The following is a 21,122-nucleotide window of genomic DNA, read 5'->3' as shown; positions in this document are numbered from 1 at the left end:
GAATAAAAAAATTTATATATAAGTTCGGAGGTATATAAATAACAAGGGTAATTGACCCTCCGAACTATAACCCCTATATAAAGGAGAATAATAAAGTAATTTTAGAAAATTATCTCTTTAAATTGTGTCCTGTTTAAAATCAGGCCCCAAAGGGGATGGAAACATAGAAGGTTTTGAAGCAATATGAACAATTTCATAGTTTAAAATCAGGCCCCAAAGGGGATGGAAACAAATTTAAAAAACTATTATTTAAACAAATTAAAGTTGGTTTAAAATCAGGCCCCAAAGGGGATGGAAACTGGAACAAACCGTTTAAGATTTCATAGTCTTCTTTTGGTCTAAAATCAGGCCCCAAAGGGGAAAGGCAAAAAGAGGCATTGCTTCTTTTAAGAAGCAATGCATCGGGGTATCCCAATAGGGCGAAGCCCTATGGGTATAAAATCATGTCCCAAAGGGGATGGAAATATAAATTTTTTAATAGTATAAAATATTTACGAATTTATATATTCATATTCTTTTTAAGAGTAATACTGACCCTCGGGAAAATCTTGATCTGAATATTATAAAATATGAAAAATATCAAAAAAATATTATGGTAATATGAAAAATTCTAAAATCTTCATATATTATAATAAAAAATAGAAAATTTTTATTATAACAATATTATCAAGACCCGAGAGTAAATATTATAAAAATATGAAAACTTGTAAAAATAGTATTATTTATAAAGTTTTTCAGCGTATTCTTTTGCTAATCTTTCGGCATCGAAATATTCAACAATATGATTAACGCAATTACATGCCTTCATCCACCATTTTTCAGTGTCATACATGTCGGCAACTTCTTCCAATAAATTATAAATGCAGTTAGCCACATAAGGATCATCATCTCTAACTCCATCTCCAATTGTAAAACTATCATCTGGATACATCTTAGCCCATTCTACATGCCAACCGTCTAATGTGCTCATATGTATTGATGCATTCATTGATGCAGTCATTCCAGAAGTTCCTGATGCCTCGTGATTTAATTTTGGAGTATTAAGCCAGATATCTGAACCCTGTTTTAATAATTTACTTAATTTTAACTCATATCCAGTTAATATTGTAGCCCCTTTCATATCCCTCGTCTTTGATACTATCCAGTTGAATGTGGCTATCATATTATGGTCATTAGGATGTGGCTTCCCAGCCCAAATAACTTGTATCTTTTTCTTTTTTAATAATTCAAGTAATCTCATTTCATCATACAGTAAAATATATGGTCTTTTGTAAGCTACAAATCTTCTTGCCCAAACTACGGTTAATCTATCTTTTTTAAATATCTTACCTGTTTGATCAGCCACTTCTTCAAATAATATTTCCTTTAACTCCATCTTTCTCTCTCTCAACATATCAATATCATATTTTTTTGCCGCCTCTCTTATTATAGGATCTTGCCAGTAATGTCTATCTTGGGCGTTCGTTATAGCTATTATTTCACATTTGTCTTTAACCCAACTCCACATTTTATCGCAAATTTCTTTATGTTTCTTAGATACTGCATTAGCCCTTTTGCATGTTCTTAAAGCACATACAGTATAGTTAAATGGATTCCCTCCTAATTTTTCAGCTAATTTTATATCCACATTTCCAAAAAAACCCATAGATTTTAATAAATTAATGTCCTGAGTTTCATTTCCCTCTGGTAAAGGAGTGTGAGTAGTAAATACTACATGATTTTTAGTGTATTCAAGCCCATAATCCTCTATAAGTTTAAAGACAAGAGGTAGAGGATGAGGTTCGTTCATATGATAGAGTTTTACATTTTCACACTCTTTTATAACCTTATAACCTCCAACTCCTAAAACTATCTGTTGAGCAATGTGTAATATATTGTTAGCATCATACAACCTATGGGTTATTGTTCTTGAAAAGTCATCATTTTCTGGAATATCAGTGGTTAAGAAATATATTGGACATGTTCCAAAGATATCTTCTTCTAATTTATATGCCTTAACCCACACTGTATTATTGTTTATAGTAACTGGAACTTTTAGATTAATATCCTCTAAGAAATCATAATACTTCCTTATGTATTCAACTTTCATATTACCTTCTCTATCTCTCAATTGGTCATAGTATCCATAACTCCACAATATTGAAACTCCTACAAGAGGTTGATTTAATCTCTTAGCCGCTCTAAAATGGGAACCTGCTAAGAAACCTAAGCCCCCTGCATAAGTTTTTAAAGGTTGATGAATAGCAAACTCCATACAAAAATAAGCTGTTGGTTTCATAAATATCCCCACAAGTTTTATTTTTAATTTATAATAATGGTTTATAATAAACACTATTTCACACAACTATTATATAATAATTTACAATCTATATTTTTTCTCTGAACTATATATTAAATAAACAACTAATGCTCCACCTAATAAATCTAAAATTGATGTTACAGGAACTATCTGTGGAGCAAATATCTTTATAGACACCAAATAACACAGTAATGAGAGACACATTCCTACAAGCATTGATGCAGGAATTGTCCATCTATGATCAGATGTTCTCATAATAATTCTGGCTATATATGGAGAGGCAATACCAATAAATGGAATTAAACCTACAAATGGAATTATAGATCCTACAATAAATCCAGAAAGTAATAGAATTAATATTCTAACCCTTTTAATATTTAAACCAAAACTTTTTGCATAAGATTCTCCAAAAAGTAAGGCATTTAAGAACTTTGATAATAAATATGATGAAATTAAGAAAATTATTGAACATATAGCCATTAATTTTATGTCATTCCATCCAACACCAGTAAAACTTCCCTGTAAAAGCATCCAAAATTCTTGAATTTGCATATTTTCAGCAAAAGTTATAAGATAACTTTCAATTCCATAGTAGAAGTATGAAAATAGTAATGCACAAACCAATACACCAGTAACATCTCTAACTTTTGAAGCAAGTAATAATAAAACAACCAATGCCAAAGCTGCACCTATCCAACCACCAATTACATAGTTAGGTTTAGAAATATTTAAAATAAAATTTAAAGAAGTAAATGGAAATCTAAGAAATATAGCAATAGCAACTCCAAGTACTGCACCACTCGATATTCCTGTTGTATATGGAGATGCTAAAATATTTCTAAATAATGTTTGTAGTTTTAATCCTGAAACCGCTAAAACTCCACCTACTATTATGGCAGTTATTAGCGGAGGTATTCTAACATCCCATATTAACATATCTTTAAACTTATTTCCAGTAGTTCCATATAGTAGAAAATTCTTTACATCTTCAATACTTATAGATTTTGCATTTCCTCCTTTAAAAATTCCATATACAAATAAAGAAAAAGTAAGTAATATTAATATCAGAATAATAAAGATCTTCCTCATTTATATCCCCATCTTTTTTATTTTTAAGTAAATTATTATGGCAATTGGGGCTCCAATTAGTGATAAAGGACACATTAAAGGAAGTTCTTTACTCGTTGTTGGTATTACTACTCCTGGCCTAACGAGAATGTCTGATATAATTAAAAAAACTGCTCCAATTAACATAGCATTTGGAATTACATAGATATGTTTTGAAGTTCCACACAACAATCTTGCAACTATTGGACACATAAATCCAATAAATCCTATTGGTCCTACACATGCTACAACAGTTGCTGTAATCATACAAGATATTAGAATAATAAAAATTCTCAATTTTTTTATATCAACTCCTACACTTTTTGCATACATTTCTCCAAGTAAGTAAGAATCAAGGTATTTTGACATAAGATAGGTTATAGAGCAACATATAACTACAAAAATACTCATAATTATTGCTTCCTTCAAAATTAATGAATTTAAAGAACCATATCTCCACATTAGAAAACTTGCTAAAACTTCATTATTAACTCCAAGAAAATTACTAAATGCAATGACAATTGTAATTAACCCAGATGATATATAGTCAATCATAAGACCTACAATTAAAAGCGTAGTAATTTGTTTAACCTTCTTTGCAAGGGCTAAAACAATAAACATAGACACTAGTGAGCCTAAATATGCAGATATTATAAATCCCCAAATAGATTGTGGTATTCCAAGTTTAAATAACAATGAGGTAAATATATAGAGAGCAACTCCTAATGAAGCTCCACCTGATACTCCTATTAAATAGGGATCAGCAAGTGGATTTCTAAATAAACTTTGCATTAACAAGCCTGCAATAGCCAATCCCATTCCTGCAAATATAGCTCCAAGAGCTCTTGGTATTCTACATTTTATAATTTTATCATAAATAGGATTTCCAGTAGTTCCCTCTACTAAATAATTGTAGAATTTTTTTGGCTCTATTTTAATAGTTCCAGTAGTTATACTTAGTATTGATAAAAAAAATATTGATAATAAAAGAAACGATATAAGCAAAGATACTCTAATTTTTAAACTAATTTTTGAAATGTTATCACCCTACATTTTCTGTAATTTTATACTTCGATAATTATATTAATAACTTCCAAGTTATTAGCGATAGTAATACTTACTATTCTATCTTATTATTAATTAAAGTTATCTTAAACTACTATTAAAATTAATATTAATAACAAACTTTTTAAAGTTTATTAAATTGAGAGGGATAATATGATAGTTAAATGCCCTATTTGTGATGGAACTGGTAAAAAAATAGTTAAATATAGAATATGTCCTGTATGTGAGGGAACTGGATACATAGATGAATTTTCTCCAAAAAGACATATAAAAAGAGTTTCTAAGAGAGCAAAATATGACTTAGATTATGGAGAAATAGAGTGTCCAAAGTGTAAAGGAACAGGAAAAGTTCCAATTTATGCAAAATGTGATTTTTGTGGAGGTAGTGGGAAGGTAGTTAAATGTGACAGATGTGGAGCAATAATTGGAAAGTATCCTGACTTTAAAGATAGAACTTTATGTGATAAATGTTTAAAAGAGGAGGAAGAAAGAAAGAAAGGATTAAGAAATGTTTATGTGTTTGATGAGTTAGCTACATTTTACGATGTAGAGCCGGGTAAGTTTTACAAAGGTGTTGTAACAAGAATTGAAAAGTATGGAGCATTTATTAACTTAAACGATCAAGTTAGAGGACTTTTAAGACCAAGAGACATGATAAGTTTAAAATTAGAGGATTTAAATGTTGGCGATGAGATTATTGTCCAAGCAATAGATGTTAGACCAGAAAAGAGAGAAATTGACTTTAAATATATCCCACTAACAACTTATGATTTAGTTAAATATGAAAAAGAGATTCCTATTTCTCAAATAAAAGATATAACCAAAAATTTAGTTGAAATGAGAGATCAAATAGTTCATATAAGAGGAGAAGTAGTCCAAATAGTTCAAACTCCTGGACCTACTGTATTTACTATAACTGATGGAACTGACTTTACGTGGGTGGCGGCATTAGAGATTGCTGGTTTAAGGGCTCATCCAGAAGTTAAAGTTGGGGATATAGTTGATGTTATAGGTAGGGTTACAATAAGGGAAGGTAGATTACAAATTGAAAGAATAAAACTTGTAAAATTAGAAGGTAAAGAGGCAGAAGAAATTAAGAAAAAAATAGAGGCAGAAATAGATAAAAGAGCAGAGCCAGCAAGAGATATAAAATTCTTAGTTAAAAGTGAGGTTTTAGAAAAATTAAGACCAAAAATGGCTGATGTTGCTAAAAGAATTAGAAAAGCAGTTTTAGATGGAAGACCAATAATTATTAGACATCACGCTGATACAGATGGTTACTGTGGAGGAATAGCCTTAGAGAAGGCAATACTGCCAATAATTGACCAATTCGCCATAGATGTCGATGCAATATGGCACTTCTTCAAAAGAAGACCTTCAAAAGCTCCATTCTATGAGTTAGAGGATGTAACAAAAGATTTAGTATTTTCCATAGAAGATTCATTAAAATTTGGGCAAAAATTACCTTTGATTGTGTTAATTGATAATGGAAGTACTGATGAGGATATTCCTGCTATATCAAAGGCAAAGGCTTACGGTATTGAAGTTATAGTTATTGATCACCACTACCCTGGAGAGGTTGTTGATGGTAGAGTAGAAGTTGATGACTATGTCGATGCTCATGTAAATCCTTACTTAGTTGGTGGAGATAGCAATTTAACAGCAGGAGTTTTAGGAACTGAGATAGCAAGGATGATTAATCCAGATGTTGAAGATGAAATAAAACATATTCCTGGAATAGCAGTTGTTGGAGATCACGCCAAAGGAAATGAAGTAGAGGAGTATGTAAAAATAGCAATTGAGAGATTGACTGAACTAAGTAAAAAGTATGGCAAAGGAAGAGAATATGATAGAGAATATTTAGAAAAAATATCCTTATGTATGGATTTTGAAGCATTTTATTTAAGATTTATGGATGGAAAGGGAATTGTTGATGATATATTGGCAACAAACATAAAAGAATTTAAGAGACACGAGGATTTAATTGAAATATTATATGAACAAGCAATAAAGATGGTTGAAAGACAGATGAAGGCAGTAATACCTGCATTAAAAACAGAGTTCTTAGAGAATGGAATTATATTAAATACCTTAGATGTTGAGAAATATGCCCACAAATTTACTTTCCCACCACCAGGAAAAACAACAGGATTTGCTCATGACTACATAGTTCAAAAGTATGGTGAAGACAAGCCAATTATAACATTATCCTATGGTCCTGACTTTGGAGTTGTTAGAGCAACAGACGCAGTTCATGAAAAATACAACTTTAATTTAAACTTAATAGTTGAGCAGTTAATGGAAGAGATTCCTGAAGCATCTTTAGATGGAGGAGGTCATGAGTGTGCAGGTAGTTTAAAATTTGTGGAGGGATTGAGAAATAAAGTAATTAGTAGATTTATAGAAATTATTAGAAATATGAAGCCAAAAGAGTAAATTAAAAACTTTTTTATTTAGCTCTATTTATTGATTTAATTGAATATTCAGTTTTTAAAGTCTTTTACTCATTTCATATAAAAAGATTGATAAATTCCCCAATGCTCCAATTTCATTTTCTACAATATATCTTCCTAATCCTTTTTCTAACTCTAACTGCGTAAATCCTGTTGATGCTCCACAGAAAACAATTAAATCATTTTTTCCAACTTCGTCAAAATTTAGTTTTTCTTCACAAATATTTTTATTTCCTATTAAAAATACTTTTTCTGGTCTTAAAACTTCTATAGCGTCATCCAACTCCTCAAAGAATAAAACATTTTTACCTAATTTATATGCCATCTTGTGCAATGTAGGAACTCCACTTTGTGCCGCTGAAGCCGTTGCCTTCGTTACAACTATTGTGTTTATGTCAAACCCATATGCAATTCTACCAAACTCCTCTACTTGCTTAGCACTGTATGTATTATGTAAGCAGATAAACATTTTTTCACCTTTATTCTTTTTTAGTTTTTTATTATTATAAGACAGATTATTTATTCTAAAATATTTTATTTTAAGTTTTCTTTAACTACCTTAGCTATAGCTCTACTCAAAGATACTGGAACACTCTCTTCCGAACCTTTTAGTAAAAGCTTCACCAAAACATAACACCTCCTCGCTTACGCTCGGAGGTGTAACTTTATAAATTATTTTTAATTTCTCGTGCTATAGCTCTACTTAAAGCTACAGGAACACTTTCTCCAATCTGATTATAGCAACTTCTTATACCTCCTGCAAATAGATGATAATCAGGATAACTCATTAATCTCGCTTGTTCTCTTGGTGTTAATAATCTATCTTCATAAGGATGGATAAAGAATCTCTTACCCATAACAGTTTCAGACAATTTAAGAGGATGTAATCTTATATAATTACCTAATCTTCTATTTGCCCCTTTGAAATATATAAAAGCATCTCCCCAACCTAATTTATGAACTCTCTTCCTAAACCTTGCTGGTAAAGCGGCAAATTCATGATTTGGGATGTCTCTACCTTTATACATTAAATCTCCTATTGCCTCAATAACAGTTTTTGGTTCTTTCTTTTCAGGATTAATTTCTATATTTGATACAAAAACTCTTCTTCTTACAGATGGATTTCCATAATCTTCTGCTCTTAAGATATTGAAATATACATCCTCATAGCCAACTTCTCTAAACTCCTTTATTATTTCTCCTCTAACTTCTTTAATTCCAGGAACATTTTCCATAACAAATATTTTTGGTTGTAAATCTCCTACTATCCTTATAAATTCTAAAACTAACCTTCCAGTTTCATCTTTATACAATCTATCATAGGGATTTTTTTCTCTCTTAGGATTAGCCCCTGTATATCCTTCACAAGGAGGTCCTCCAATAATAACATCTACTTTTTTATTTTTACAGAATTTTTTTATATCTAAGGAATGTATCTCCCTAATGTCATCGTTAATAACTATTGGCTTTAATTTTTTAGTTTTCTCATTTAATGTTCCCAATCTTCTTAACCACTTTATATCTTCATCTTCAAAAGGAAATTTGAATGGGTAACTTCCTACATAGCCTTTTAATTCCTTTAATCTATATTCTCCATCTCTCACTTTTTCATATATCTCTCCATTAAAGTTTAATGCATAGGAAAAAGCGGCATCTTCATCTAATTCAATAGCCACCAATGGTTCAAAACCTTCCTCTACAAAACCTCTTGAAAATCCCCCACATCCACAAAATAAGTCTATAAATTTCAACCTTATCACCAAAATAAATATTTTCCAATTCAAAAATATAAAATTAATTAGATAAAAATTAACACTAAATAAATAAAATATCATATCAAAAATATATCTTAAGTTTAAATTAATTTTAAAGTAAAATAGGAAAAAATTTTATAATTTGGTTGTTATAGTTTTTTACTCTTTTGCGGCTTGAGCTTTCTTTAACTCAGCTTTCATATCTTGATATACTTTAGTCCACTTTAATTTTCTTGGGTTTCTTCCCATTCTATAACTTTTCTCACACTTTGATGAGCAGAAATATAATACTGTTCCATCTTTTTCTACAACCATTTTTCCTTTTCCAGGCTCAATTTCATATCCACAGAAACTGCAAACTTTCCACTCTGGCATAGTTCTTCACCTTAAAATTAATTTTTTAATGTTTTATCTTTTTCTGTCTAATGGTCTTGCTTCTCTTTCTGTTTCTCTTAACATAATTATATCTCCTACTTTTACTGGCCCTTTAACGTTTCTAACTAAAACTCTTCCAGTATCTTTGCCCCCTAAAATTTTACATCTAACTTGGATAATCCCTCCAGTAACTCCTGTTCTACCAATTACTTCAATAACTTCAGCTGCTACTGCCTCTTTATATACAAATTCGTCTTCCATCCTCATCACCTAATAATAAAAATGTTAATATATTTATATCTTAAAAGAAAATTTAAAGGTTTAATATAAAAAATCTATAAAAAAGTGATAATTCATACTTTTTATTTTTTAACTTTATATCATCATGTTTTTATTGTTTTAAAGCATTTATTTTTTCAATTAGCGCTTTAAATTCTTCTGGATCTCCTTCGTTGATAATAGCCACTGATGATGCTGCAACTTCCAATCCAGCAGCTTTACCTAAATCTTGTTTTGATGCTACATAAGCATAAGGAATTCCTTTTTCTTCACATAAGTATGGTAAATGAGCAACAACTTCTTCTGGTTTAACATCTTCAGCGATTATAACTAATTTTGCAATTCCTCTCTCTACTGCTTTTGTTACCTCATTTGCTCCTTTTTTGATTTTTTGAGCTTTTGCTACAGCGTCTAATAATTCTTTTTGAATTTCTTCTGGAACTTTAAACTTTACATAAACTGCCATATTTTCGACCTCCTTCATCTTTTTATTTTTCAGTCATTGGTTAAGAAGGTATAACAACTTAATTATTTTTAGTATATAAAACTTTTGGATTTATAAAATTCTTTCAATTGGCACTATTAATATATCTCTTGCTCCTAAGGCGTTAAGTTTAGGAACTAAATTAAATATTTCATCTTCATTAACAACTGCGTGAATAGCCACCATATTATCGTCAGATAAAACTTTTGCAACAGTAGGGCCACTCATTCCAGGAATTAACTTTTTTATTTCTTCAACTTTATCCTTAGGAGCGTTCATCATAATTAATCTCTTAGTCTCTGCAAATAATGCACTTTTTATCGCCAATACAATTTTATTTATTTTATCTCTCTTTTCTTTATCTTTTAGACTATTTTTATTTGCTATTAACCTTGTAGTTGATGATACAATTTCTTCAATAACCTTTAATCTATTTAACTTTAACGTAGTTCCTGTAGATGTTAAATCACTTATTATATCCGCTACTCCTATAAATGGGGCTATCTCTGTGGCTCCGCTAAGTTCAATAATCTCAACTTTTTTATTTAATTTTTCAAAAAATTTTCTTGTTAAATTTGGAAATTCTGTTGCTACTCTCATACCATCCTTTATATCATCAACACTATTAATATTTGAGTCTTCTGGAGCGGCTAAAACTAATTTTGCAAATCCAAAACCAAAATCTAATAAAAACTCAACTTTATCCTCTACATTTCTCTCTAACACTAAATCATATCCTGTAACACCAACATCAGCAACACCATCAGCAACGAATTCTGGAATATCTCTTGCTCTTGCAAACATTACCTTAATATCCTCATCTACTGTATTTGCAAATAAACTTCTACCTTGAACAGTAATTTTTAAACCTGCCTTTTCTAAAACTTTCATAACGGGTTCTGAAATCCTTCCCTTATTTGGTAAAGCAAACATTATCATTCTATCCCATTATATTCTATCTTTTTTTTAATTTATTTTTTATTTTTAATCTTTTTCTCAGAATTTCTTTTTTTACTTCTTCTCCACTTGCTCTAAGTAGATTTGAGACACTTCTTGGTATTTTTCCATTGTCAGATAATACCTTTGCGATTATTGTAGAGAGTAAAAATATCGCATATATATGCTCTGCTTTAGTCCTATGAATGTGATGGGGATAAATATTTAAGTCATCATACTCTTTAAATTCATCATTACTACAGTTATATTTTTTTTCAATGTATTTTCTTAAATAAACAAGTAGTTGATGTAACTGAATAAGTTCATCTTTATGCATTTAAATCACCAAAAGAGATAATTCTCAAGTTTGCTGGCTTTTTTATTATTTTGGCATCATTACAAAAAATTAAGTTAGTTTTTTCATATAAAATATCTACTAACTTTTGATTTACAGTTCCTTTAATTATAATGGCATCAAATAGGTCATAGTGAGATATATTAGATATCAATTCATTAAGATTTACAATTTTCTCTTCACCATTATAAATTACTAAAACTTCAGAATCTTTTAAATTAACAAATTTCTCATAATATTTTTTATATTTTATATGTTTTAATGTTTGTGGATATTTTTCTATATTATTTTCTATATCAGAATCTGTTTTTACTGTTGAAATAATATCAACATTAGTATTATTGTTATTATTATCAGCAGCATATAAAAATTTTTCATATTCAAGTTTATCCCTATTTTTCTCACTACATAATTGTTGGGTTAAAAAATGTTCTACTGGAATTTTACTTCTTAAACATTTTATTATCTCCTTTTTAGAAAGTTCTTCAACTTCTTTTCCAGGAGGAGCTCTTGCTATAAAATCAACATCACAAACTTGTAGTAATTCTTTTAAAATAAGTTCTCCTCCTCTATCTCCATCTGTAAAGATGGTTACTATCTTTTTTTTACTAAGCTCTATTATGGTTTTAGGAACTGATGTTCCCTCAACTGCTATGACATTTTTAAAACCACATCTTAATAAATTTAAAACATCCGCCCTTCCTTCAACTACAATAATATCGTCAGATATATCAACTGCTGGTCCAGCAGGTAGTTTTTCAGGACCATATTCAATAATTTCTCCCATTCTTACGCTTTCTTTAACCTCCTCAATTATTGTATTTACATCAATATTACTCATTAACTGCTTTAATATCTCCTTAGCTCTTTCAATAATATATTCTCTCTTTTTCTTTCTAATATCTTCAATATCTACTACTTTAACAGTAGCTACACATGGCCCTACCCTATCTATTGTCTCCAAGGTAGCCGCCAGTATAGAAGTTTCTATTTTATCTAAACTTGAAGGAACAGTAATTTTAGCAATAGACTTTCCGTTTATATTAGTTAATTCTACATCAATCCTTCCTATTCTCCCAGACTTTTGTAATTCTTTTAAATCTAATTCATCTCCTAAAAGTCCCTCTGTTTGTCCAAATATTGCTCCAATAACGTCATGTTTCTCAACATAACCATCAGCAATAAGTTCAGCATGAATTATATACTTAGTAGTCCCCAAATTATTCATAATCATCACCAGTAATAATTTTGATTCTCACCAAAGAATAGTAATCTCTCAATGATATTAATAAAACAAATCAAAGTATAAAAAATTATTTTTATGTGTATAAGTGTTACTAAATTTAAGAAAATTAAATAAGTTTTATAAGATGTTTTAGTACACTATTACAGTCTATTATGCTAATAAACGACTAAAAATATTTTAAAAAATATTTTAATATTACATTTTTATTTAAAAACTTTTATATATTTCAATCTTATGACCGAAAATTATATATATAAGTTTTGAGTATGTTATTCTTGCTTACAACCGCTCAAATGAGCGGCCTTGGTGTAGCCTGGTAACACACGGGCCTGCCACGCCCGGACCCCGGGTTCAAATCCCGGAGGCCGCACCACTGAATTTGAGTATCTGTTAAATAAGCGCCGGTGGTGTAGCCTGGTATCACTCTGGCCTTCCAAGCCAGCAACCCGGGTTCAAATCCCGGCCGGCGCACCATTTTTTATTTTTGAACAATATATTTATAGAATTAAATCAACAAATTAACTTTTTTAATTCTTTGTGAGATTATGAGGGTCAATTTAAAACTTAAATTAGACATTCCAAAAGAAGTTTGTAAAAGTTTAGAGGTTGATAACTATATTAAAGATGATATTACGATTAAATTACAATGTGAAAAAGAGCCAATATTATATGTTAAAACCCATTCTATCGGTTCTTTAAAGTCAATTTTAGATGATTTTTTCAGATGTTTAGATGTCAGTATGAAAACTTATTATTTAACAAAAAAAGATAAAGATGAAAAACTTGTAATAAGAAATGTAATTAAGGATGACTTAGATAGTTTTTTAAATTTATATTTTAAAGCATATAGAGGTTTTGATAAATACTATTACAAGACAAGAAGATGGGCTAAGTGGTATTTTAAGTGGTTAATGAAAAGAGATAAGGATGGATTTTTTGTCTGTGAAATTAACAATAAACCAGTTGGATTTATAGGTTGTGATTGTAATTGGATTAGTAATATAGAGAAAAGAGATGTTGCTGAAATACATGAAATATTTGTAGATCCAGATTATAGGGGTAGAGGAATAGGTAAATTGTTAATGAACAAGGCAATAGATTATGCTAAAAAAAGAGGAAAAGATTTAGTTGAACTATGGGTTGGGGTAGAAAATAAAAATGCAAGAGAATTTTACAAAAAATTAGGATTTGAAGAAAAAGAAGTGGTTAAAGAATGGCTAAGAATGATAAAAAGGCTATAAATGATTGTAATAATTATGAGGATTAACTTTAAATATAAAAATTTAATCTTATCTTTTTTATCTATTGTTTAAGGTGATACATAATGAGAAACATAATTGTAAAAAAATTAGATATTGAGCCAATAGAAGAAAGAGAGGTTGAGATCGTTGAAAGAAAAGGGTTGGGACATCCGGATTCAATTTGTGACGGTATAGCAGAAAGCGTTAGTAGGGCATTATGTAAAATGTATATTGAAAAATTTGGAACTATTTTGCACCACAATACAGATCAGGTAGAACTTGTTGGAGGTCATGCTTATCCAAAGTTTGGTGGAGGAGAACTTGTAAGTCCAATATATATTTTATTATCTGGTAGAGCCACAATGGAAATCTATGATAGAGAAAAGAACGAAATTATTAAATTGCCTGTTGGAACTACAGCAGTTAAAGCCGCCAAAGAATACTTAAAAAAGGTTCTAAGAAATATTGATGTTGATAAAGATGTAATTATTGATTGTAGAATTGGACAGGGGAGTATGGATTTAATAGATGTTTTTGAAAGGCAAAAAAATAAAGTTCCTTTGGCAAATGATACATCATTTGGTGTTGGCTACGCTCCATTATCAACAACTGAAAAATTAGTTTTAGAAACAGAGAGATTTTTAAACAGTGATGAATTAAAAAAAGAAATTCCAGCAGTAGGAGAGGATATAAAAGTTATGGGTTTAAGAGAAGGGAATAAGATAACTTTAACTATTGCTATGGCTGTTGTTGATAAGTATGTTAAAAACATAGAGGAATATAAAGAAGTTATTAGAAAAGTAAAAGAAAAAGTTGAAGATTTGGCTAAAAAAATAGCAAATGGATATGAAGTAGAAGTAAATATAAATACTGCAGATGATTATGAAAGAGGAAGTGTCTATTTAACTGTTACAGGAACTTCTTCAGAAATGGGAGATGATGGTTCTGTTGGTAGAGGGAATAGGGTTAATGGATTAATAACACCATTTAGACCTATGAGTATGGAAGCGGCGAGCGGTAAAAACCCAGTAAATCATGTTGGAAAGATTTATAATATATTAGCTAACTTAATAGCAAATGATATAGCAAAATTAGAAGGAGTTAAGGAGTGTTATGTAAGAATATTGAGTCAAATTGGTAAGCCAATAAATGAACCAAAGGCATTAGATATAGAGATTATAACAGAAGATGGTTATGATATAAAGGATATTGAGCCAAAGGCAAAAGAAATCGCCAATAAATGGTTAGATAATATTATGGAAGTTCAAAAAATGATAGTTGAAGGGAAAGTAAATACATTCTAAATCTAAAAATACAAAAAAAATAATTTTTTATAATTTCTTAGAAATTTCTATAATATCTTCAACAATTTTTTCAAAATGTTTTGCTTTTTCTGTTTCTTCAAAGTCATCTTTTAGGAAATATATTCCATCAAGTTCGTATTCTAAAATTATCCTCATTTTTTTAGGCTTTCCATTAGGACATTTATATGAAATTTCATTATCTTTATCTGGAGTAGCTAAAAATACCTTTATATGGGAAGTTACAGGAGATTCTTTTAATTTTAGTTTCCAATATGTTGTTTCGAATCCTCTTTCTCTAAAAGAATTTTTAACTGAAATAATTGCTATTATTCTCACATTATTATTTTCAACTTTATAAACGATAATATCTGCATCTGGAAGGAATAAGTATTTGCCGTAACTTACTGCTATCAATCGTTTAACTTTATCTAACTCTTCAGATAGATTTTGACTACTTAAAACTTTGTCTGTTGTTACTTTTAATTCACTATTTTCTAAGAATTTTTTGAGAAGATTATAAATTACATCTTGAATTCTATGACCAATATAGGTTCTCCACGATTGATTTGCCTTATTTATCGCATCATCTTTGGAAAAACCTTGTTTTAAATATTCTTCAACTTTATTTTTGATGTATTTTTCTCTTTCTTTTTCTAAAATCTTAGATATGTTGGTTATCTCCATAATATACCCTCCAAAGTGCAACATTCTCTTGTTATTCTTTTTATTGCTAATTCAAAATATTTTTCGTCTATTTCCACACCAATAGCTTTTCTTCTTAATTTATATGCAGCTATTGCTGTTGTTCCACTACCTAAAAATGGGTCTAAAACAGTATCCCCCACATAGCTAAAAAGTTTAATACATCTTTTTGGGAGTTCTAATGGAAACGGTGCAGGATGTCCTATTCTTTTTTTACTCTCTCCTGGAAAAGTCCATAAACCATTTGTCCATTCAATAAATTCTTCTTTTGTTATATCAGATTCTCCTTTTGAAAGCTTTTTCCAACTTTCTTTATATAATACTACAATAGTTTCAACTGGGGTAATAACATAAGGGGCAGAGGCACTCATAAAGCTGCCCCATGCTGTTCTTCTTGATATATTTTGTTCATTCCATATAATTGTTGTTTGATATTTAAATCCAACATCTAAAGCAATTTTGACTATATCCCCATAAACTGGTTTTATACCTCCCTTATTTTTATCTAACGGAATGTTCAAACAAAGTCGTCCATCTCTTTTTAAAAGTGTTAATGCCTTTTTTAACCATTGTTTTGTCCAATCTAAGTATTCTTCATAGGGAATTGTATCATCGTGTTGGTTGTAGTCAATTCCTACATTATAGGGAGGAGAAGTAACTATTAAATCAATACTCTTCTTAGGCAAATTCACATTTAAAAAATCGTCATTTATTAGAGTTATTCCATTGATTTTATTCCAGATTTTCACAATAATCACCATTACTTAAAGATTAGAACTAAAAATGGATTTAAATTTTTAATAAAATGAGGAAAATTTAGTAAAATTAAAAAGAGAAGATAATATCTAAAGTTAATTGTTTATCCAATGTATCTTAAATCTTCATCACTTGGTGGTTTTGCTTGAGCTGCCTTTAACATCTCTTCTTCAAACTTTTTAATCTTTTCAATAAACTGCTCCATACCCTTAGCTCTTTTCTCTAACTCTGTCATATCAACTTCTATATTTTCAAGTTTGCAGAATTTTTCTAAAACAGCCTTTGCCGCATTTGGATCAATTAAATAACCAGGAGTTTCTCCCATTAAGCAAATTCCGGGAATTCCATTTAAGTCTGCAAACATTAGCATTAAACCAGCAGCTCCAACAATCCCTCCTCCATCTGTTCTGAACAAAATTCCATGCTCTTTAAGTTTTTCAGCAAGTTCTTTTGATGTTGTGGCTCCATAAACCTTAATTTCTTCACATAACTTTCCAACACCAAAACCACCTAATGTATAAACGAAATTTGCCCCATACTTTATTCCAATTTTTACGATTTCTTCTGCTAAATGATACTGTCCTATAGAGGATAATGCCTGAGTATTACCTAAAACAACTATCATTGGCTTTGGCTCTCTTATGGCATAAAATTTAGCACTCATATACTCAATTGTTCCATCATCCCTAACTAAAACTTGTGGAGGGAAATCATAACAGAACAACTCTAAAAATAATTCTCCATTAAATTCATGAACTAAATGCTCAGCCGCTAATCTACCAACGTGTCCAATTCCAGGTAATCCTTCAATTAATAGAGCATTTTTTAGAGGTTCAATCTCTTTTATAACTCTTGTAATAATCTTAACCATATGGCATCACCTTAATAATTTTATTATCCTTAAAGTTTTTTATAAGTTTTTGCAAATTTTCTTATGAAAGTTATTTCATCATTATTAATATTCAGTTTTCCTCTAATTGTTTTTGATATTTTACCTTCACCAAATAATAATGCAATTGCCCCAGTAAAGTTTTTAGTAGTTTTTTTTATCTTTGCCTTATCAAAGTCAATAATGTAAGTTTTTTCATTGGTTATTAAAAAATGTCTTCCCCCTTGAATTTCTTTATGCTCTATTCCAAGGTTGTCAAGTTTTAAAGTAATCCTTAATATATCTTCAACAACCTTTAATAATTTATTTTTTTCTAACTTATCTACTGCTGACTTTAACTCCTCCCCATCTATAAATTCCATAATTAAATAATCTTCACCATAGTCATAAACTTTTGGTGCAATGTTATATTTTTCTAACATCTTTAAAATCATTGCCTCATTTTTTATAGTATTTTTTGGACTATCCTTTCTTGGAATTTTTATAGCCACCTCTTTATTATTGTATATTCCTTTTAATACAACCCCCTTATGTCCCTTTCCTAAGACATCTATAATTTTTACTTTTTTAATCTCCTCTAATTTATTTAAGACATCTATATTTAATATATTTTCTGGAATTTTTTTTAAAATCTCCTCTTTAATTTTCAATCACCTATTAAAGTGTTTAATTAAACCATAGATTGCATATATTAAACATAATAATAAGGCAAAGTGAGGAATTCCAAACATTGCTAAAATTAAAGATATTGCAAACATGTAAATAAATATTTTCTTTGGATATTTTGGGTATTTTACATCACTAATCATTAGTAATCCCACAAATATGGCAAATATTGAATCTATCATTTTATTATTAATTAATTGACAAAAACTTACAACTAATAAAGCCCCAGCCGGTATTGGTAGTCCAATAAAGCCCTTAACATTCAATATTCCAAATCTCGCCAATCTCAAAGCACCGCAAAGGCAGAATATTATGGCAGATATTAAAGATAATGTAGATTCATAATTAGTATATAATAAATATGCGGGAGCCACTCCAAAACTAACGACATCTGAAATACTATCAAGTTCAGCCCCGAAGTCAGAGACAGTATTTGTTTTTCTCGCAACATAGCCATCTAAGGAATCAAAAATAACTGCTAAATAAACAAAGGAAAAACTATTTAAAAATATTGCTAAGAGACCAGAGATAATATTTAGCATTGTTACATAATCTGATACTGTTAAGATTTTTCTAATATTAAACATAAGTATCCCATCTAATTTTTAATCCTCTAAATTTTCAATAAGTTCAACTATATTTTTAAATCCTTCCTCTTCACTAATAACTCTCCCTCTGACTTCTCTCAATATTCTTTGGATTGAAAATTTATATCCTCTATTGTATTTATGATAAACTTTTAGCAAAGGGCAACCATAAGATGATTTTATAAAAATTTTATTATTTTTTAATATCTCTCTTTCTTCATCCTTAGTTAGAGCAAAAAAAGAAGGTAAATTAAACCTAAAAATATTATTGTCTATCTTATATAGTGATAGATATCCAAACGCTAATAAATCTCCAAATATAACAAATTCTACCTTAACTTTCTTTGCATAATTTAAAACAGATTCTTCAATGATTTTGTGACATCTACCGCAGGGATGAAATCTCCCCTCAACAACCTTTTTATAAACATCTTCTAAATCAATGTCTATAAATTCCAAATCTACCTTTAAATGTTTAGCCAAACTTTTAATATTTTTTTTCATATCATCAGTTATTATATATTTTGAATAGCAAGAAACAGCCTTTACATTAAATATTTGTTTGGCAATTATTAAGGATGTTGTGCTATCAACTCCACCACTGAATGCAATTACAGATTTTGGTTTTTTCTCTTCCTCAATAGAGATTTTATAAAAATCCTTTTCTCCATTTAATCTCCTTAAAAGCATATTTTTTAAAGCATATTTTACATTATTATTTAAATTTAATTTTTCTAAAATTTCCAAAGAATTTTTTAATCTTAATTCAATCAATTTTTTATTTATTTTTTCTTCAATAATTTTTTCTATTTCCATATTTATAACCTAAACTTATATAAAATTATAAATAGTTAATAGATTAATATTTCTAATATTTGGCGATGATGACAATTTCGCTATCTGATTTGTATATGATGACTACTCCCGCAGCTGAGCCAAACCTTTTTTAAATTCTCTTTAAATATTCATCAACATCATAATCTACCTTTTCAAACCATATTTTATTATCTTTTATAATTATATTTCCTCTCCATTCTTCTTTACTTTCTGGATAATCTTCTCTATAATGTGCTCCTCTACTTTCCTCTCTATACAAGGCTGATTTTGTAACTAATTTAGCAACGGTAATCATATTTTTTAATTCAAAATATTTTTGCATGTCAATTATTCCACTAACTTTAACATATTTTATATTTTTTTCAATTTCTTCAATTTTTTTTAGACCTTTTTTTAAACCTTCTTCACATCTAACAATAGATACATAATCCCACATTACTTTTTTTAAATCTTTAATTAAATTGTAAAGATTTAAATTTCCTTCTAAGTCATTTACTTCTTCTTTAAATTCTTTAATTAAATCCTCTACATTAATATATTCAAATTCACAATTTTCAACGAATTCCTTTGCTGATTTTCCAGCGATAGAACCAAAAACTTGAGTATCTGCCAAGGCATTTCCTCCTAATCTATTAGCCCCATGAATTCCACCAGTAACTTCTCCACAAGCAAACAATCCCTCTATATTAGTTTCACATTTTTCATTAATTCTCAAACCTCCCATAAAATGATGAGCGGTTGGAGAGACAATCATTGGCTCCTTTCTAATATCAATTCCAATCTTTAAAAATTGTTTAAGCATTGTCTCTAATTTTTTCTCAATAACTTCGTTAGGTAAGTGGGATACATCCAAATAAACTCCTCCATTAACTCCTCTACCTTCTTGAATCTCTTTATAAATAGCTCTTGCAACTATATCCCTTGTGGATAACTCCATTCTTTCCTTGTCGTATCTTGCCATAAATCTTTCTTTATTTTTGTTATATAGTATTCCTCCCTCTCCTCTCACAGCCTCTGTAACTAAGATTCCTGAACCCACTATGCCAGTTGGATGAAATTGAACCATTTCCATATCTATAAGTTCAGCTCCTTCATTATATGCTATAGCAAATCCATCTCCAACCTTTTGAATAGGATTTGATGTTACAGGATAGAGTTGTCCAGCTCCTCCAGTTGCCAATATTGTTGCCTTTGCAAATATTGGAAATATATCTCCAGTTTTCAAATCTAAAAAAATAGCTCCATAGCATCTATTATTATTTACAATTAACTTTATTGCCATAACATCTTCTAAGATTTTAATCCTTTCAAATTTTGATATATATTCCATCAAACCTCTCATTATTTCATGTCCAGTTCTATCTCCACAGTAACATGTTCTATTAAAACTCTGCCCTCCAAAAGGTCTCTGAGCTATAAAACCATTTTCATCCCTATCAAATAGACAGCCGAACTTTTCTAAGTTTAAAAGTTCCTTAGGAGCATTTTTTACTAATATTTCCACTAATTTAGGGTTATTTATAAATCCTCCACCTTTTACTGTATCATAAAAATGCTTTTTAAAACTATCCTTTGGATTAAATACTGCATTATAACCTCCTTCAGCCATTACTGTGCATCCACTTTTTCCAAATAATCCTTTTACTGCTATTATAACATCTTTATTTCTACATTCTATTGCCGCTCTAACTGCTGAACCTCCTCCACCTATAATTAGAATATCAGTTTTCATCTTATCACCAACAATAAGATTAAGGATAAATAAACATAAATAAGTTATCTAAATT

The 21,122-nt window shown here is 29.5% G+C and carries 21 protein-coding genes and 2 tRNA genes; 5 read left to right on the top strand and 18 right to left on the bottom strand.

Going from position 1 to position 21,122, the window contains the following annotated elements; all coding sequences use genetic code 11:
- Positions 1–718: 718 nt before the first annotated feature.
- The 3 genes from glgP to HZY31_RS00400 form a co-directional block, all read right to left on the bottom strand.
- Entirely contained in the window at positions 719–2,278 is a 1,560-nt protein-coding gene (gene glgP / locus HZY31_RS00410; RefSeq protein WP_297317513.1) for an alpha-glucan family phosphorylase, read from the bottom strand.
- Positions 2,279–2,359: 81 nt separating this feature from the next.
- Entirely contained in the window at positions 2,360–3,388 is a 1,029-nt protein-coding gene (locus HZY31_RS00405; RefSeq protein ID WP_297317512.1) for a FecCD family ABC transporter permease, read from the bottom strand.
- Entirely contained in the window at positions 3,389–4,411 is a 1,023-nt protein-coding gene (locus tag HZY31_RS00400) for a FecCD family ABC transporter permease (protein ID WP_297317511.1), read from the bottom strand.
- A gap of 213 nt (positions 4,412–4,624) precedes the next feature.
- Between HZY31_RS00400 and HZY31_RS00395 the strand changes: the two genes are divergently transcribed.
- Complete coding sequence (locus HZY31_RS00395) at positions 4,625–6,907, top strand: DHH family phosphoesterase (RefSeq protein WP_297317510.1); 2,283 nt, start codon at positions 4,625–4,627, stop codon at positions 6,905–6,907.
- Between the two features lie 54 nt (positions 6,908–6,961).
- On the opposite strand, the gene HZY31_RS00390 is transcribed toward HZY31_RS00395, so the two are convergent.
- The 8 genes from HZY31_RS00390 to dnaG form a co-directional block, all read right to left on the bottom strand.
- On the bottom strand, positions 6,962–7,393 hold the full coding sequence (locus tag HZY31_RS00390; RefSeq protein WP_297317509.1) for a RecB-family nuclease: 432 nt from the start codon (positions 7,391–7,393) through the stop codon (positions 6,962–6,964).
- 196 nt (positions 7,394–7,589) lie between these two features.
- Positions 7,590–8,675, bottom strand: a complete 1,086-nt coding sequence (locus HZY31_RS00385) for a DNA cytosine methyltransferase (RefSeq protein WP_297317508.1) — start codon at positions 8,673–8,675, stop codon at positions 7,590–7,592.
- Positions 8,676–8,837: 162 nt separating this feature from the next.
- Positions 8,838–9,053 (bottom strand): 50S ribosomal protein L24e, encoded by a 216-nt coding sequence (locus tag HZY31_RS00380; protein WP_297317507.1) that lies wholly within the window; start codon positions 9,051–9,053, stop codon positions 8,838–8,840.
- A 33-nt stretch (positions 9,054–9,086) separates the two neighbouring features.
- Positions 9,087–9,314, bottom strand: a complete 228-nt coding sequence (locus HZY31_RS00375; RefSeq protein ID WP_297317506.1) for a 30S ribosomal protein S28e — start codon at positions 9,312–9,314, stop codon at positions 9,087–9,089.
- Between the two features lie 130 nt (positions 9,315–9,444).
- Positions 9,445–9,798: a 50S ribosomal protein L7Ae gene (rpl7ae, locus tag HZY31_RS00370; protein ID WP_214400701.1), complete on the bottom strand. Its 354-nt coding sequence runs from the start codon at positions 9,796–9,798 to the stop codon at positions 9,445–9,447.
- 90 nt (positions 9,799–9,888) lie between these two features.
- Complete coding sequence (hisG, locus tag HZY31_RS00365; protein ID WP_297317505.1) at positions 9,889–10,755, bottom strand: ATP phosphoribosyltransferase; 867 nt, start codon at positions 10,753–10,755, stop codon at positions 9,889–9,891.
- Between the two features lie 16 nt (positions 10,756–10,771).
- Positions 10,772–11,089, bottom strand: a complete 318-nt coding sequence (locus tag HZY31_RS00360; RefSeq protein WP_297317504.1) for a UPF0058 family protein — start codon at positions 11,087–11,089, stop codon at positions 10,772–10,774.
- Positions 11,082–12,341 carry a DNA primase DnaG gene (dnaG, locus tag HZY31_RS00355; RefSeq protein ID WP_297317503.1) on the bottom strand — a complete coding sequence of 420 codons (1,260 nt, stop codon included), beginning with the start codon at positions 12,339–12,341 and terminating at the stop codon, positions 11,082–11,084. Before dnaG ends, HZY31_RS00360 begins: the two co-directional genes overlap by 8 nt.
- A gap of 309 nt (positions 12,342–12,650) precedes the next feature.
- On the opposite strand from dnaG, the gene HZY31_RS00350 reads away from it, so the two are divergent.
- From HZY31_RS00350 to HZY31_RS00335, 4 genes are all read left to right on the top strand, one after another.
- Positions 12,651–12,726, top strand: a tRNA-Gly gene (locus HZY31_RS00350).
- 25 nt (positions 12,727–12,751) lie between these two features.
- Positions 12,752–12,827 (top strand) — tRNA-Gly (locus HZY31_RS00345).
- Between the two features lie 71 nt (positions 12,828–12,898).
- The gene (locus HZY31_RS00340) at positions 12,899–13,594 is read left to right on the top strand and encodes a KEOPS complex subunit Pcc1 (RefSeq protein WP_297317502.1); all 696 of its coding nucleotides are present in this window, start codon (positions 12,899–12,901) and stop codon (positions 13,592–13,594) included.
- 83 nt (positions 13,595–13,677) lie between these two features.
- The gene (locus HZY31_RS00335; RefSeq protein ID WP_297317501.1) at positions 13,678–14,898 is read left to right on the top strand and encodes a methionine adenosyltransferase; all 1,221 of its coding nucleotides are present in this window, start codon (positions 13,678–13,680) and stop codon (positions 14,896–14,898) included.
- Between the two features lie 27 nt (positions 14,899–14,925).
- Here the strand turns inward: HZY31_RS00335 and HZY31_RS00330 are convergent, their stop codons facing one another.
- The 7 genes from HZY31_RS00330 to tfrA form a co-directional block, all read right to left on the bottom strand.
- Positions 14,926–15,582, bottom strand: coding sequence for a BsaWI family type II restriction enzyme (locus HZY31_RS00330; RefSeq protein WP_297317500.1), 657 nt, complete (start codon positions 15,580–15,582; stop codon positions 14,926–14,928).
- Positions 15,573–16,349 (bottom strand): DNA-methyltransferase, encoded by a 777-nt coding sequence (locus HZY31_RS00325; RefSeq protein WP_297317499.1) that lies wholly within the window; start codon positions 16,347–16,349, stop codon positions 15,573–15,575. The genes HZY31_RS00330 and HZY31_RS00325 overlap by 10 nt, the downstream gene beginning before the upstream one ends.
- A 110-nt stretch (positions 16,350–16,459) precedes the next feature.
- Positions 16,460–17,227, bottom strand: a complete 768-nt coding sequence (locus HZY31_RS00320; protein WP_297317498.1) for a proteasome assembly chaperone family protein — start codon at positions 17,225–17,227, stop codon at positions 16,460–16,462.
- 29 nt (positions 17,228–17,256) lie between these two features.
- A complete protein-coding gene (locus HZY31_RS00315) occupies positions 17,257–17,895 on the bottom strand; it encodes a protein kinase (RefSeq protein ID WP_297317497.1) in 639 nt (212 codons plus the stop codon).
- Complete coding sequence (pssA, locus tag HZY31_RS00310; RefSeq protein ID WP_297317496.1) at positions 17,896–18,498, bottom strand: CDP-diacylglycerol--serine O-phosphatidyltransferase; 603 nt, start codon at positions 18,496–18,498, stop codon at positions 17,896–17,898.
- An 18-nt stretch (positions 18,499–18,516) separates the two neighbouring features.
- Positions 18,517–19,314, bottom strand: a complete 798-nt coding sequence (locus HZY31_RS00305) for a 7-cyano-7-deazaguanine synthase (protein ID WP_297317495.1) — start codon at positions 19,312–19,314, stop codon at positions 18,517–18,519.
- 130 nt (positions 19,315–19,444) lie between these two features.
- Complete coding sequence (tfrA, locus tag HZY31_RS00300; RefSeq protein ID WP_297317494.1) at positions 19,445–21,067, bottom strand: fumarate reductase (CoM/CoB) subunit TfrA; 1,623 nt, start codon at positions 21,065–21,067, stop codon at positions 19,445–19,447.
- Positions 21,068–21,122: the final 55 nt, after the last annotated feature.

The organism is Methanocaldococcus sp. (assembly GCF_024490875.1).
In the GTDB taxonomy this organism is placed as follows: Archaea; AGJL01; Methanococci; order Methanococcales; family Methanocaldococcaceae; genus Methanocaldococcus.
The sequence above is the reverse complement of the archived record's forward strand: the minus strand, read 5'-3'. Positions and strand labels throughout refer to the sequence as shown.

Excerpts from the sequence above, each read along its gene's own strand:
- rpl7ae (WP_214400701.1), bottom strand. The coding sequence starts at position 9,798 with ATGGCAGTTTATGTAAAGTTTAAAGTTCCAGAAGAAATTCAAAAAGAA.
- hisG (WP_297317505.1), bottom strand. The coding sequence starts at position 10,755 with ATGATAATGTTTGCTTTACCAAATAAGGGAAGGATTTCAGAACCCGTT.
- tfrA (WP_297317494.1), bottom strand. The coding sequence starts at position 21,067 with ATGAAAACTGATATTCTAATTATAGGTGGAGGAGGTTCAGCAGTTAGA.
- HZY31_RS00330 (WP_297317500.1), bottom strand. The coding sequence starts at position 15,582 with ATGGAGATAACCAACATATCTAAGATTTTAGAAAAAGAAAGAGAAAAA.
- HZY31_RS00380 (WP_297317507.1), bottom strand. The coding sequence starts at position 9,053 with ATGCCAGAGTGGAAAGTTTGCAGTTTCTGTGGATATGAAATTGAGCCT.
- HZY31_RS00405 (WP_297317512.1), bottom strand. The coding sequence starts at position 3,388 with ATGAGGAAGATCTTTATTATTCTGATATTAATATTACTTACTTTTTCT.
- HZY31_RS00320 (WP_297317498.1), bottom strand. The coding sequence starts at position 17,227 with ATGGTTAAGATTATTACAAGAGTTATAAAAGAGATTGAACCTCTAAAA.
- HZY31_RS00335 (WP_297317501.1), top strand. The coding sequence starts at position 13,678 with ATGAGAAACATAATTGTAAAAAAATTAGATATTGAGCCAATAGAAGAA.
- HZY31_RS00340 (WP_297317502.1), top strand. The coding sequence starts at position 12,899 with ATGAGGGTCAATTTAAAACTTAAATTAGACATTCCAAAAGAAGTTTGT.
- HZY31_RS00390 (WP_297317509.1), bottom strand. The coding sequence starts at position 7,393 with ATGTTTATCTGCTTACATAATACATACAGTGCTAAGCAAGTAGAGGAG.
- glgP (WP_297317513.1), bottom strand. The coding sequence starts at position 2,278 with ATGAAACCAACAGCTTATTTTTGTATGGAGTTTGCTATTCATCAACCT.
- HZY31_RS00375 (WP_297317506.1), bottom strand. The coding sequence starts at position 9,314 with ATGGAAGACGAATTTGTATATAAAGAGGCAGTAGCAGCTGAAGTTATT.
- HZY31_RS00360 (WP_297317504.1), bottom strand. The coding sequence starts at position 11,089 with ATGCATAAAGATGAACTTATTCAGTTACATCAACTACTTGTTTATTTA.
- pssA (WP_297317496.1), bottom strand. The coding sequence starts at position 18,498 with ATGTTTAATATTAGAAAAATCTTAACAGTATCAGATTATGTAACAATG.
- HZY31_RS00395 (WP_297317510.1), top strand. The coding sequence starts at position 4,625 with ATGATAGTTAAATGCCCTATTTGTGATGGAACTGGTAAAAAAATAGTT.
- HZY31_RS00305 (WP_297317495.1), bottom strand. The coding sequence starts at position 19,314 with ATGGAAATAGAAAAAATTATTGAAGAAAAAATAAATAAAAAATTGATT.
- dnaG (WP_297317503.1), bottom strand. The coding sequence starts at position 12,341 with ATGATTATGAATAATTTGGGGACTACTAAGTATATAATTCATGCTGAA.